Origin of the sequence: Alicyclobacillus contaminans DSM 17975 (genome assembly GCF_000429525.1) — a bacterium.
Taxonomy (GTDB): Bacteria; Bacillota; Bacilli; order Alicyclobacillales; family Alicyclobacillaceae; genus Alicyclobacillus_A; species Alicyclobacillus_A contaminans.
Map to the genome: position 1 here is coordinate 18,781 of NZ_AUCA01000037.1, position 13,480 is coordinate 32,260.

At 56.7% G+C, this 13,480-nt stretch carries 14 protein-coding genes; all 14 read left to right on the forward strand.

From position 1 onward, the window contains the following. Positions 1-75: 75 nt before the first annotated feature. Positions 76-576, forward strand: a complete 501-nt coding sequence (locus G463_RS0113255; RefSeq protein ID WP_026975562.1) for a phage terminase small subunit P27 family — start codon at positions 76-78, stop codon at positions 574-576. Then, on the forward strand, positions 573-2,264 hold the full coding sequence (locus tag G463_RS20395; protein ID WP_051322295.1) for a terminase large subunit: 1,692 nt from the start codon (positions 573-575) through the stop codon (positions 2,262-2,264). The genes G463_RS0113255 and G463_RS20395 overlap by 4 nt, the downstream gene beginning before the upstream one ends. Continuing rightward, the gene (locus G463_RS20400) at positions 2,261-2,476 is read left to right on the forward strand and encodes a hypothetical protein (protein WP_156900213.1); all 216 of its coding nucleotides are present in this window, start codon (positions 2,261-2,263) and stop codon (positions 2,474-2,476) included. The genes G463_RS20395 and G463_RS20400 overlap by 4 nt, the downstream gene beginning before the upstream one ends. After that, positions 2,476-3,738: a phage portal protein gene (locus G463_RS20405; RefSeq protein WP_084171683.1), complete on the forward strand. Its 1,263-nt coding sequence runs from the start codon at positions 2,476-2,478 to the stop codon at positions 3,736-3,738. Before G463_RS20400 ends, G463_RS20405 begins: the two co-directional genes overlap by 1 nt. Further along, complete coding sequence (locus G463_RS23330) at positions 3,738-5,132, forward strand: head maturation protease, ClpP-related (RefSeq protein WP_084171685.1); 1,395 nt, start codon at positions 3,738-3,740, stop codon at positions 5,130-5,132. Before G463_RS20405 ends, G463_RS23330 begins: the two co-directional genes overlap by 1 nt. Then, positions 5,129-6,487, forward strand: coding sequence for a phage major capsid protein (locus G463_RS0113280; protein ID WP_026975563.1), 1,359 nt, complete (start codon positions 5,129-5,131; stop codon positions 6,485-6,487). The genes G463_RS23330 and G463_RS0113280 overlap by 4 nt, the downstream gene beginning before the upstream one ends. 64 nt (positions 6,488-6,551) lie before the next feature. Further along, positions 6,552-6,737: a hypothetical protein gene (locus G463_RS0113285; protein WP_026975564.1), complete on the forward strand. Its 186-nt coding sequence runs from the start codon at positions 6,552-6,554 to the stop codon at positions 6,735-6,737. Continuing rightward, positions 6,734-7,372 carry a head-tail connector protein gene (locus tag G463_RS20415; protein WP_051322296.1) on the forward strand — a complete coding sequence of 213 codons (639 nt, stop codon included), beginning with the start codon at positions 6,734-6,736 and terminating at the stop codon, positions 7,370-7,372. The genes G463_RS0113285 and G463_RS20415 overlap by 4 nt, the downstream gene beginning before the upstream one ends. Beyond that, positions 7,369-7,707 (forward strand): phage head closure protein, encoded by a 339-nt coding sequence (locus G463_RS0113295; protein ID WP_026975565.1) that lies wholly within the window; start codon positions 7,369-7,371, stop codon positions 7,705-7,707. The genes G463_RS20415 and G463_RS0113295 overlap by 4 nt, the downstream gene beginning before the upstream one ends. A 4-nt stretch (positions 7,708-7,711) precedes the next feature. Then, on the forward strand, positions 7,712-8,086 hold the full coding sequence (locus tag G463_RS0113300) for an HK97-gp10 family putative phage morphogenesis protein (RefSeq protein WP_051322297.1): 375 nt from the start codon (positions 7,712-7,714) through the stop codon (positions 8,084-8,086). Continuing rightward, positions 8,083-8,445 (forward strand): tail completion protein gp17, encoded by a 363-nt coding sequence (gene gp17, locus G463_RS0113305; RefSeq protein WP_026975567.1) that lies wholly within the window; start codon positions 8,083-8,085, stop codon positions 8,443-8,445. Before G463_RS0113300 ends, gp17 begins: the two co-directional genes overlap by 4 nt. Further along, a complete protein-coding gene (locus G463_RS0113310) occupies positions 8,445-9,008 on the forward strand; it encodes a major tail protein (protein WP_026975568.1) in 564 nt (187 codons plus the stop codon). Before gp17 ends, G463_RS0113310 begins: the two co-directional genes overlap by 1 nt. A gap of 51 nt (positions 9,009-9,059) precedes the next feature. After that, positions 9,060-9,389, forward strand: coding sequence for a hypothetical protein (locus tag G463_RS0113315; RefSeq protein WP_026975569.1), 330 nt, complete (start codon positions 9,060-9,062; stop codon positions 9,387-9,389). 255 nt (positions 9,390-9,644) lie between these two features. Continuing rightward, positions 9,645-13,480: phage tail tape measure protein (locus G463_RS0113320; protein WP_026975570.1), on the forward strand; the 3,836-nt coding region annotated here is incomplete at its 3' end.

Sequence of the window (13,480 nt, forward strand, 5' to 3'; positions counted from 1 at the left end):
GCGACCGCGCGGGCCTATGGGGCGCACAAAATTCGTTTTTTGATGCAAAAGGGGTAAACGACTGGAGGTGAAATAATGGGCAGGCGAGCAATCCCGGCGCATCTGCAGATACTGACAGGCAACAAGAATCGACTGACGAAGGCCGAACTTGCACAGCGCGTGGAGGCAGAAAAGAAACTCAAGCCGCGCGCCGACAAGATAAAACCTCCGGCCTGGTTGGACTCGGTGGCGAAGCGAGAGTTCAAACGTCTTGCGGCTGAACTGCAGGAGCTTGACCTGCTCACCAATGTCGATATAAACGCCCTTGCCGCGTACTGCGATGCATACTCGGACTATGTTGAGTGTACGAAGATCATCCGCGAGGAAGGTCTGCTCGTTGAGTACACGAACAAGGCCGCAGAGACGAACAAGGTGCCGCATCCGCTGTTGACCAAGAAAAAACAACTGCATGATCAAATGCGTTCCCTGGCGTTGGAGTTTGGTCTGACACCAAGCGCACGCGCAAAGCTGGCGATGCCCAAGCGAGAAGAGAAGCAGCCCACGGAAGAGGAAAAACTCTTCGGCGATATGCTGTGACGCCAGAACAACTGATTGCGAGGGTCGTCGGCTATGCGGAGGATGTTGTCGATGGCCGTCAACGGGCCTGCCGAAAGCACATCGCTGCGTGTCGCCGGTTCCTCCAGGATATCGAACGTATCCCAGACGAAGATTACCCGTATACGTTCGATGGCAGCGAGTTGTACAAGTTCTACCGCTGGGCCGGGATGTTCAAACATACCAAAGGCGTGCTTGCAGGGCAGTACATCAAACTGACCGACTTTCAGCTGTTCGTTGCCGGCAACATCTTTTGCTGGAAGAACAAGCAGACGGGCTTGCGCCGGTTTCGCAAGGCGTACATCCAACTCGCGCGGAAGAACGCCAAGTCTCAGCTTCTGGCCGTCATCACATCATACTCCTGCTTTTTGAGCGACGAGCAAGAGGAATGCTACATCGCTGGATGGGGCCGCGAGCAGTCAAGCATCGTGTACAACGAGATTTTGGCACAGATTCGTGCGTGCGATTTGTTGAAGGGAAAGTACACCGACAGCTACGGGCGTATCACTCACCTGAAAAGCGGTTCTGTCATTCAGCCTCTGTCTAAGGAGTCACGGAAGACTGGAGATGGCAAGAACCCGAGTGTCGCTGTGATCGACGAGTACCACGTCCACGAGACCAGCGAAATTTATGATGTGCTTGTCTCCGGTATGGTCGCACGAAAGAACCCGCTCATCGTGATCATCACGACAGCGGGTTTTGATTTGTCGCGGCCGTGCTTCACGGAGTATCAGTACGTGTCGCAGATCTTGGACGACAGCTCGCCTATCGAGAATGATGAGTACTTCGTCATGGTCTGTGAGTTAGACAAGGACGACGACATCAAGGACGAATCGGTCTGGATAAAGGCGAACCCCATCGTGGCCACCTACGAGGAAGGCATGAACTTTCTGCGTGGTGAGTTGAAGGCCGCCCTGGACGTTCCAGAGAAGATGCGCAGTTTTCTCACGAAGAACATGAACCGATGGGTAGACCAGCGGGAGGATGGGTACATGCCCATGGGCAAGTGGCGCTCCTGCGGCACAGATGCGCAGATGGACTTGACGCAATATCCGTGCTACGTCGGTGTCGACCTGTCCGCGACAACGGATTTGACGAGCGTTGGCCTGGTGTACGTCCTTGGGGACGGCAGATTCTTCGTCCGGCAGCGCTCCTTCATCCCGGAAGACAAGCTAGCGGAGCGTCGGCAGACGGATAAAGTGCCGTATGACCTATGGGTGCAGCAGGGATGGTTGTACGTTACACCGGGCGCGGTGGTGGACTACAGTTTTGTGGAGTCTTTCATCTGCAAACTGAGGGATGACGGTCATCGGATACAGGAAATCGACTTCGACAAGTGGAACGCCACGCATTTTGCGCAGGACATGGAGGCAGAAGGCTTTACAGTGGTCGAGATTCCACAGTCCATCAGGCAACTTTCAGAGCCAACCAAGCGGTTTCGTGCTGAAGTGTTGCAAGGAAACATCCAGCACGAGCGCGATCCGCTTCTGACGTGGGCAATCGGTAACGCAATCGTCAAAATGGACTCTCAGGAGAACATCATGTTGGCCAAAGACCGCTCCCGGAACCGGATCGACCCGATTGCAGCGGTGATCAACGCGTTTTCTCGGGCCACAGTGGCCGAAGCCAAGACTTCTGTCTACGAAAGAAGGGGGATGAGGCGACTTTGAGTGCCAAAAAGCGCAGATTTCTCGCGAAAATCGGTGTGTTTTTGCTTGAATATACCCGTGATGCCTGCCTTTTGGCAGGTTTTTTGATGATCGGATACGGCCTTTGGCGCATCTATCACCCGCTCGCATGGATCATCTGTGGCGCCATGATTCTGTGGGTTGGCCTTCCACCACGCGCCGAACGTCGCGCGTCCGAAAGGAGGCGTGAATGATGGGGATTTTGGCGCGATTGGTGGCCAAAAATCAGGCCACAGGGTACACACCAGATGAGTTTTTCGACCGATTTTGGAGCCGGATAGGCATCTCACACAGCCATTCGGGCGTTGCGGTGACGGAGGAATCGGCACTGCGCTTCATCACGGTCTATTCGTGCGTGAGAGTCCTAGCGGAAGCGCTGGCGTCGCTGCCGCTCATCGTATACAGGTCCAGACCAGACGGCGGATCTGACAGGGCGAACGACCATCCGGTGTTCGATCTCCTGTACGCAGAGCCGAATGACGAGATGAACACCGTCACTTGGCGCGAACAGCAGATGGGAAACCTCGTGATCTCAGGCAACTGTTACAGCATCATCACACGTAACGGGCGCGGGCAGGCAATTGACGTGTATCCCGTGCCGTGGGAGCGGTGCTGGCCGTTCCGAGACCCGGCAGACTGGACCATTAAGTATCGGGTGGAGGACCGCGGCAAATACGAGGTGTTCCCAGCGTCCGAAGTGTTCCATATTCCTGGCCTTGGCTGGGACGGAATCATGGGATACAGCCCGATCCGCATGGCCGCTGAGTCCATCGGTGTTGGCATGGCCGCGGCTGAGTTTGCGGCTCGTTTCTATGGCCAGGGCATGAATGCTGGCGGCATCGTGGAGCACCCGACGGAACTGAGTGATACTGCCTACGAGCGCCTGAAAAAGGATGTCGAGGAAAACTGGGGTGGCCTCCATAACGCTTGGAAGCCCATCATCCTCGAAGGCGGCGCAAAGTACAGCCGTGTCTCCATGCCGATGGCCGACGCGCAGTTTATCGAGACCCGCAAGTTCTCGCGTGATGAGATCTGCGGGCTTTTTCGTGTGCCTCCGCACATGATAGCCGACCTTGATCGGTCGACGAACAACAACATAGAGCAGCAGAGCCTGGAGTTCGTGATGTACAGTCTCTTGCCCTACGTCGCGAAATGGGAGAACGCCATCAACTGGAAGCTTTTCTCCAAGCGTGACCGGCAGCAGGGATACTACGCGAAGTTCAACCTGAACGGACTGCTACGCGGTGACTATCTCAGTCGCCAACAGGGCCTCGCTATTCAGCGGCAAAACGGCGTCATCAACGCCGATGAGTGGCGGGCCTTGGAGGAGATGAACCCCATCGGAGGGGAGGCAGGTACGGCATACCTAGTCAACGGAAACATGACGCCGGTGTCGCGACAATTGCAGAACCCGCCCGCTCCCACACAGTCTTCGGGCGGAAAGGGGGTGAGTTGATGGCGAAGCAGAGACGCAAGTTTTGGGACTTCCGTAATGATGCGTCCACCGGGCAGGGCCAACTCTATCTGTATGGTCCTATCGACAGCATGACCTGGTGGGGAGACGAGATCACACCGAGTCAATTCCAAGCAGACTTGGACGCTCTCGGTGACATTTCGCAACTGGATGTCTACATCAACAGTGACGGAGGGGACGTTTTCGCTGGTCAAGCGATTCACTCCATGCTCAAGCGTCACCCGGCCAACGTTACGGTACACGTGGACGGTCTGGCTGCCAGCATCGCGTCCGTCATCGCCATGGCGGGTGACCAGGTGCTCATGCCGCGCAACGCTATGATGATGGTGCACAATCCATGGACCATCGCTATCGGAAATGCAGATGACTTCCGCAAATTGGCGGATGACTTGGACCAGATCCGTGAGAGCTTGATTGCGGCGTATCAGGACAAGACTGGCATGGACCGAGACCAGCTGGTTGCGCTGCTGGATGCAGAGACGTGGCTCACTGCTGATGAGGCAGTGGAGTATGGCTTCGCGGATCAGATCGAGCAGTCGAAACAAGTGGCGGCATCAGTCCGTAACGGCCGACTGGTGATAAACGGGCAGGAGATGGACTTGTCCAGGTATAAGCATCCTCCGAAGCTCGTTGCCGCATCCAGGCCGGATATGGAACGCATCGAGCAAGACCCGGACGGCGCCGAGGACATGGCGCCGCTGTTCACCGTTGGCAGTGATGTGCGCGTCACCATTCCGCCACGCGTCCCTGGACAAGTGACGGGCGAGGTGCGGGAGGTTGTGCTGACCTACGCATACGGAGTGCTGTTCGACGGCATGGAGGACGACGGGATCTATCACTGGTACCTCGAGTCTGAGTTGGCGCCCTCGACGGATGACCCCGGGGTGGAGGCGCGACGTGACACTGGAACGCGTGCGGTTCGTGCCGGCGTAGTGCCTCCGGATGTCTCGGACAAGCTAGCTCCGAAGGACACTCCGTGGGAAGCCCCGACCTTGTCAGACTTCACCGATAAGGCATGGACGGATCTGACGGACGACGAAAAGCGCCACATCGCCGGACACTATGCTTGGGCCAAGGAGATGCCGCCGGCATCATTCGGGGATCTGAAGTTGCCACACCACCGACCGTCCGACGGCGCTGTCGTTTGGAATGGCGTGGTGGCAGCGGCACAAGGTCTCTCTCAGGTGGATATTCCGGAAGGTGATATCCCGAAAGTCCAGGCGGAGTTGGGGCGCCACTACAAGCAGTTCGGCGAGACGCCGCCGTGGGAGCAAGATGACAATTCCAAAGACAGTCGCAATAAGCGGTCGCCTTCGGCGCCGCTTTCTTTATTGGAGCGACGTCTAAAAAACAACGAAAGAAGGTTGATGGAGTGAGCAAACTGCAGCAACTGCTGGAGAGTCGCGCTGAAAAGGTGCAACAGCAACGCGAACTGTTGGATAAGGCGAAGGCAGAAAGTCGAGAACTGACACCGCAAGAGGTGGCCGCGTTCGACCAATTGGACGCGGAAATCGAATCCTTGGAAACAGACATCAAGGCAGAACGTGACCGGGAGGAGCGTGAAAACAAGGTGGCTGCGCGCGAACAAGAGTTGGACAAGCCGCTGAACAAGCCGTTCCGGCCGGCACTGGACCACGTTCAGGCACCGAAGAAGGATGACGGCGGGTTCAAGAACATCGGTGAATTTGTCGCCGCGGTGCGCTTTGGGGATCCGAAGGGCCGTTTGGACTCGCTGCCAGTTGGCCCGTCGGGTGGCTACGCAGTGCCGGAGGCCTTCCGCGACCTGCTGTTGCCTCGGGTGCGCAACGAATGGTCCGTCACAGGCACAGAAGGCGATGGAGCGATCCTTGTGCCGCCGCAGTATCGGACGGACATCCTCATGCTGCAGCCGGAAACCGCCATTGTGCGGCCGCGGGCTAACGTCGTTCCGGCTGGAGACCCGCCTGATGCCGAGTTGATGGTCCCGGCGTTGGATCAGAGTGGTACGAACGGCGTCTACGGTGGCGTGGAGGTCCAGTGGATCAAAGAAGGGGATGCCAAGCCGGACACCACCGGGAAACTCCGTGAAGTGTCACTCACACCATATGAAGTCGCCGCAACAACTGTGGTGACGGACAAACTGCTGCGCAACTATGAGGCGGCACAAGCGTTCATTGGGAACCTGCTCACCAACGCGATGATGGCCGCTGAAGACATCGCGTTTCTGCGGGGAGACGGTACCGGGAAACCGACCGGGGTGATCAACGCGCCTGGGACCATCGCTGTGCATCGCGCTACGGCCAACCAGATCTCTTACGAAGACATCGCGCAGATGGCTGCCAAGCTGTACGCAGAGTCGCAGAGTACGGCCGTGTGGGTTGCAAACCAGTCTATCCTGCCTCAACTCGTGACGATTCGGGACGCCGTCGGGAACTACATCTTTATCCGCGGCGATGCGACGCGAGGCATTCCGAACACGCTGATGGGCATGCCGGTGGTCTTCACAGGCCGCACCGCGACGCTCGGCAGCAAGGGGGACCTCATTCTGGCGGACTTCACGAAGTACATCATCAAGGATGGCTCAGGCCCGTTCATCGCCGCCAGCCCTCATGTCTTGTTCCAGCAGAACAAGACCATGATCAAAGCGTTCTGGAACGTGGACGGTAAACCGTGGGTCAATGGCCCCATGACACTGGAGGACGGTACAACGACGGTTTCGCCGTACGTCGTTCTGGACGTGCCCTCTGCTTGATCTCTTAGTCGGTGATGGAGGCGGCTGATGATGCCGCCTCGGCTCCGGGAAAGGCGGTGAGCAGATGAACACGTACGACGTGATAGCGGAGTTCGTGGACGCGGAGACCGGCGAGCGAAAGGCTATCGGAGATACCGTGCAAGCAGACGAGGCGAGGGCGCGCAGGCTGATGGAAGCAGGTGTCATTCAGGCACAGGATGCACCTGCGGCGAAAAGGCGGACGAAGGCGAAAGCTGGTGACGCAGAGTGATCCTCCGCGTATTCACACAGCCAACTACTGAGCCGGTCACCCTGGACGAGGCGAAATTGTATTTGCGAGTGGACGGCAGTGATGAAGACACGCTTATAAACGCTCTGATCGCAACGGCGCGCGAATACTGCGAGTCGTTTCAGAACAGAGCCTACATCACGCAAACGCTGGAGTTGACTCTGGACCAGTTCCCCGGGTACCTCACGGGGCCGCATTCGTCCTGGATGCACGAGGGATACCGGACCAGACACCATCGTCGACACCACGCTGAGATCAGACTGCCTAGGCCGCCGATCCAATCGGTGGAGTCCGTCACGTACACCGATGATACTGGAACCACCACAACGCTGGACCCCGAAACATACATCGTGGACACGGACTCCGAGCCCGGCCGCATCGTTCCGGCGTCAGGTCAGTGCTGGCCATGTGTGCGTCTGCAGCCTATCAACGGCGTTCGCATCCGATATGTGGCTGGCTATGGCGATACTAATGCGGTACCGAACCGCGTAAAGCAAGCCATACAGCTACTCGTTGGGCACTGGTATCTCAACCGGGAAGCAGTCGGCAACGTCGGCGGAGAAGTCGAGTTCGCGGTGAAGGCGCTGCTCTCGCAGGAGAGGGTGGTTCCAACATGACGGGGGCCGGGCAGTTTCGATGCCGGGTGACGTTGCAGCAGAAAGGGCCAGTGGTGGACGACCAAGGGGTTCCGAACCTCGATTCATGGGTCGACGTGGCAACTGTCTGGGCGTCCGTTGAACCACAGACGCTCCGCGCCCGGGAGTTCGTCGGTTCGGGCGCAAACGAGGTTGAGAAGATCGTGGTTGTCCGTATCCGGTATCGTCCAGACGTGACCGAGCAGAACCGCGTGATGTACAACGGTCACGTGTATCGTATCGAGGCCGTGGTGGACGACCATATGCAACACCGCGAGTTGCAACTGTACTGTTCGGAGGTGGCGCCAGGTGGCTAGTGGCATGAGCATAGACGGGATGGAGGCGCTGTTGGCTCGGCTGAACGGGCTGGGCGACAGGGCGGCACGAGTCCAAAACCAAGCGTTGCGTGCCGCGGGCAATCTCGTCGCGGAAGCCATGCGCGAAAACGTCCCAGTGTCCAACGTCGAACATCTCCACATCCGGGACGACATCCAGGTGAGCCGTGTGAAAGTGTCCGCGGATGGTGTTCGCTCTGTGGATGTCGGCCCCGGCCCTAAAACGGGATGGCGCGCCAAGTTCCTTGAGTTTGGGACATCAAAAATGCAGGCGCAGCCGTTCGTGGAGCGCTCGCTCATCGAGAAACGGCGTGACGCGCTGGATGTCATCGCTGAGACAGTGAGGGCGGCGCTCAAATGATCAACGTCAAGCCAGAGATCAGGAATGCGCTGTTGGCCAACGCAAACTTGGTTTCGCTGTTGGGAGGCCCAAAGATCTATCAGATCGTGGCTCCTGATGCGTCCGTGTACCCGCGGATCACCTTCTTCGAGTTCACGAACGTTGGAGCGGCGTGGACGGATGATGCCGAGACAGCCAGTGAGTTGCACATCCAGATCGACATCTGGTCGAAGTCAAACTTTGACGGCATTGCCGCAGAGGTGGACAAGACCATGCAGTCGTTACAGTTCGGCCGCACTGGGTCCTATGACCTCTATGAAGAGGACACGGCAGTTTTCCACAAGGTTTTGCGATATACCACGTTAAGGAGTGATAGCTAGTGGCACAAGTAGGGTTGAGAGCGGTGCACTACGCCATCCTGACCAAGGATGACGCGACAGGTGTCACCTATAACACGATCAAGCCCATCCCGGGTGTTGTCACGGCCAAGATTCAGCCGAAAAGCAACTCGGCAACACTGTATGCGGATGACGGTCCGGCGGAAACCGCCACGACACTCGGTGAGATCGATGTTGACTTTGAGTTTTCTGACCTGCCGGTCGCCGTCCAAGCAGATCTGCTCGGCCATACCGTGGATGAGAACGGTGTGCTGGTCAAAAAGACGACCGACGTGGCGCCATATGTGGCCATCGGGTTTGTGTCCCAGAAAAGCTCTGGGAAGGACCTCTATGTGTGGCTACTGAAAGGGATGGCGCAGATCCCGGAGGCGGACCTAAAAACCAAAGAGGACAAGCCCGACTTCGGGACAACGACCATCAACTTTACGTTCGTACGGCGCGAGTACGACAATGCTTGGCAGGCTGTTGGCGACGAGGACAATGCTACGTTCACCGGTGGCGCCACATGGTTTGATAAGGTATGGGGCGCTAATACGGGGACTTAATTTTGAGAGGGCTTCGGCCCTCTCTTTTACTTTGACAGGGGGTAATGAACTATGCCAGTGAGTGACGTCCGTGTGAAAGTAGTGCCTGTGACGCTGGACAAGGAACGGACGCTGAAGTACGACCTCAACGCCTTCGCGGAGATCGAGGATCGGTTTGGGACGTTGCAGAAGGCGTTCGAGGAACTGGAAAAGCGGAAATTGAAGGCGGTGCGCGCCATACTTTGGGCAGGTCTGCTACATGAGGATCCAAAACTGACAGAGCAGCAAGTCGGCGCCATGTTGTCTTTCGCGGATCTAGCATCCATCTTACCAGACGTCATGAAGGCCATTATGGCCGCGCTGCCTGATGTCACAGAGGATGATACGGAAAAAAACGAGTAAGCCAGTCCACTCCGCAGGACAAGGGGTGGAACTGGCCTTGGCTCAAGTATCTAGGCACGGTCATTCTACGGAAGAGTGAGCGTGCCTTTTGGCGTTCAACACCGAGAGAGTTGGACGCACTCTGGCAAGCGCATTTGGAGCATCGCGAACTGCTGGGCCCATCGTGCCCATGGTTCTCAGGTGGGGCGAAACGTAAACAGCAACCACAGCTGTCGTTCATCGACGAGGTTTGGCCGTTATAAGGGTGGTGAGAACGTGGCGAGTGAAGAGGTCAGCAGTCTAAAAGTCACCGTCAACATGGATACGGTTGGCTTCCAGGATGGAATCTCGAAGATCAATCGGCAACTGCAGATAGCAAAGTCGGAGTTCGAAGCAGCCTCGGCTTCACTGGGCGACTTCGGCAGCATTACGGACCGTCTCAACGTCAAAACCGAGTCACTGACGAAGCAGATTGATCTGCAACGGCAGAAAGTTGACCTGCTGCAAAGAGCAGTAGCCCAGAGCGCTGCAGAGAAGGGTGAAGACAGTAAACAGACTGACTTGTTGACCATCAAGCTGAACAAGGCTCAGGCGCAATTGGCTGCCATGCAGAACGAACTGACCCGGACCACGCAAGAGTTGTCTGGCAATGCGGAAAGCATGAAAGCCGCTGCGGCCGAGGCCGACTCAATTGGTGGCCTCTTCAGTCGCCTCGGTTCTACCATCAAGACGGCTCTCGTATTCACGGGTGTCTACACGGGCATCGACGCTATAGGCAGTGCGTTCAAGTCCGTCATCACGACCGGCATGGACTTTGAGTCGGAAATGTCCAAGGTCCGCGCGCTGGCAGGCGGCACGCAAGCTGACTTTGAGCGGTTACGTGCTGCAGCGGTACAGCTAGGGGCCCAATCGGTGTTTTCAGCCAGCCAAGTCGCAGAGGGCATGCAGAACCTGGCGGCAGCCGGCTTTTCGACCAACCAGATCCTTGCGGCCATGCCTGGTGTGCTGAACGCCGCTGCAGCATCTGGGGAGGACTTCGCGTCCGTCTCTGACATCATGGTATCTACCATGTCTGCCTTTGGGATGCAGGCCAGTTCCATGAGTCACATTGCAGACGTTCTGGCGGCCTCCGCCAACGCATCGGCAGTCAGCATCGGAGATATCGGTCAGACACTGCAGTATGCGGCTCCGGTCGCCAAGGCGGCCGGCGTCAGCCTTGAGCAGTTGGCCGCTGATATCGCGGTCATGGGCAATGCCGGTATCAAAGGCTCGGATGCCGGTACCGCGCTCCGTGCAGCGCTGGTTCGCCTGGCCGATCCCCCGAAGGATGCAGCAACTGCGCTGAAAGCGTTGGGGGTCTCGGTGACAGACGCGCACGGCAAAATGGTGCCGTTCAATCAACTCATCGAGGAACTACACACCAAGTTCCAAAACCTGAGCCAGGCACAACAATTGCAAGCGGCATCTGCCATCTTCGGTCAGGATGCACTGAGCGGGATGATGACGCTCATCCAGGCATCTCCCGCGCAGATCGAGCAGTTTACGAAGGCGTTCATCAACTCCAATGGCGCCGCTCAAAAGATGGCTGACACGATGAACGACAACCTCAAGGGGTCCCTGCAACAGTTGGGAGGAGCCTTTGAGTCGGCATCCATAACCATAGAAGGAGCGCTTGAACCCGTACTCAGACGAATCGTCGATGGTATCACTTCAGTAGTCAGCGTGATCTCCGCGAAGAATCCCGGACAGGCATTTGCCGCTCTCTTTCCTCCGGCTATCCGGACTGGCGTTGATGCGTTTGCGAACTCAATCAAGGCCGCCATGACGGATATCAAACAAGCGTTTGGAGACCAATCGATCACAGCGCGAGCCAAGCAGTTTTTCGCCTCGCTCAACATTGGCCCGGCGGTATCGCAAGGTCTCAAGGACATCGGCAAGGACATTCAGGCCATTACGGCGCTATTCACAGGGAATACCGGGCAGTTTAGGTCCCTTGCTCAATCCTTGCAGGTGCCTCCGCAAGTCCAGCAACTGTTTGTGAACCTTGCGAATACGATGCGCGACATATATCAGGTGATTGCGCCTGCATTAGTTTCGATATTTCAACAGATTTTTGGATACATCAAACAGAATGGACCAGAGATAGTAGCTGCTGTCAAGAACATCATAAATGCTGTAGATGCTGTTCTTAATGCCTTTTGGCCTGTAATCAAGGCGCTTGTGATTGATACATTGCAGTCCATCATGGACACCATCAAGAACGCCGTGAAGGTGATTGAGGATGTTATCAGCGCTTTTGCGGATCTGTTCACCGGCAACTGGAGCAAACTGTGGAGCGACATTAAGAGTCTTGCCACGGATGGCTTGAAACTGCTGTGGGATCTGTTCCAGCTGTGGATTGGCTCGAAGATTGGTGCCGTTCTCAAGGGTGTCTCCGGAATCTTTGGAAAGTACATCGGTGACGCCATGGGCAAGATGGGGTCTGCCGTGCAGTCGGGATGGGAAGCCATCGTTAAATACTTCTCTGGACGCGCATCCTACTTCGGAGATTTGGTAAAAAAGGCGTTTGACGTGGTAACGAAGATTCCAGCCGACATGATCAAGGCTGGTAAGGACATCGTGAACGGGCTGTGGCAAGGCATCGCCAATATGGGGGCGACCCTGAAAGCGAACATCTCAAGTTTCATAGACGAGCACATCCCGAAGGTTGTGCGCGATGTTCTTGGCATCCACTCTCCGTCCCGTGTCATGGCTGAGGTCGGTACCAACGTGGGGGCGGGTCTGCAGCAAGGCATACAGCAGTCAAGCTCCAAGGTGCAGTCGGCCAGCAAGTCGATGGCGGACAAGGTGACTGCAGGTGTGCAGGCGTCCGCCAAAACGTCCAAAACCGTAGTCAAGCAGACGGCTGAGGACATTGTGCAGGCGTTTCTGGACGGGCTCCAGACCAAGATGGCACCATTGCAGCAGACGCTGGACCAACTCCAAGCGAGATTGCAGTTCCGCAAGGACCAGGGCAACACTGCGGCGGTCACCGAGACGACACAGGAGATAGTCAATGCTTACAAGCAGCAGCTGACACAGCTTCAAAACGCGATGAACTCCATCAACGCGGAGATCAAGAAGTTCAACCCGAAAACGCAGGCTGATCAGATAGCCAAGCTCAAGGATGAGTATAGTCAGTTGGCCGTGCAGTGGTGGAACGACCGGGACGCCCTGACCCAACTGACCGCCCAGGCAGACAAGGCCACTACAACAGTTACCAACCTGCTCAATGCGGCCGACAATGCTACGTCCGCGACGGACAAGCAGATCCAGACGTTGCAGGCGCAAATGCAGGACCTGAAGGACGCCGGTCAGGACACATCCTCTGTGGCGAAGCAGATTGGGGACGCGTACAACCAGGAGATCAAGTCCATCCAGTCGTCCATAAACAGCCTGCAGACCGAACTGAAGAAACTGAACCCGAAGACTCAGGCTGACTTGGTGCAACAGGTCAAGGACAAGATCGCTGACCTGAACACCGAGCTTTGGAACACGAAGGACGCACTGGAGCAAATCAATACCGAAGCGTTCCAGTCCGCTGCCGATACGTTTAAGTCCACCACCGATCAAGATCTGAGCGCGATGCAGACTGCCATGCAAAACGAGTTGTCTGCTATCCAGCAAGCCCATCAGCAAGCATTAGCCGCGTTCGATGCAGAGACAAAACAGCTGGAAGATCAGATAGATGCACAACTGGCTGCCCTGCAACAGACTCAGACACAAGATGACAGAGCGAGCCAGCAGCAAAGCTGGGACTCTCAGATGGAAGATCTACAGCATCAGTTGGCCGTGGCTCAGATGATGAACGATCCCAGGACGGTTAAACAGGTACAAGACCAGATTGACCAACTCAACCAGCAGATCGCTGCGCAACAGCGGCAGTGGGCTATCCAAGACCAGGAACAGGCGCTTCAGCAACAGAAGCAGGCGCTCGATGCGCAACGTGAGCAGCAGCGACAAGCCCTCGATCAGGAGTGGCAAGACCGGGAAGCTGCTTTTCAGAAGCAGATGGACCAAGAAATGCAACAGTTCCAAGCTTTGCAAACAGCACTTGTGCAGGCCATATCCAC

Bases quoted from the DNA above. Each gene is read 5' to 3' on its own strand.
- G463_RS0113255 (WP_026975562.1), top strand. From the start codon at position 76: ATGGGCAGGCGAGCAATCCCGGCGCATCTGCAGATACTGACAGGCAAC.
- G463_RS20405 (WP_084171683.1), top strand. From the start codon at position 2,476: ATGGGGATTTTGGCGCGATTGGTGGCCAAAAATCAGGCCACAGGGTAC.
- G463_RS23330 (WP_084171685.1), top strand. From the start codon at position 3,738: ATGGCGAAGCAGAGACGCAAGTTTTGGGACTTCCGTAATGATGCGTCC.
- G463_RS0113285 (WP_026975564.1), top strand. From the start codon at position 6,552: ATGAACACGTACGACGTGATAGCGGAGTTCGTGGACGCGGAGACCGGC.
- G463_RS0113295 (WP_026975565.1), top strand. From the start codon at position 7,369: ATGACGGGGGCCGGGCAGTTTCGATGCCGGGTGACGTTGCAGCAGAAA.
- G463_RS0113300 (WP_051322297.1), top strand. From the start codon at position 7,712: ATGAGCATAGACGGGATGGAGGCGCTGTTGGCTCGGCTGAACGGGCTG.
- gp17 (WP_026975567.1), top strand. From the start codon at position 8,083: ATGATCAACGTCAAGCCAGAGATCAGGAATGCGCTGTTGGCCAACGCA.
- G463_RS0113315 (WP_026975569.1), top strand. From the start codon at position 9,060: ATGCCAGTGAGTGACGTCCGTGTGAAAGTAGTGCCTGTGACGCTGGAC.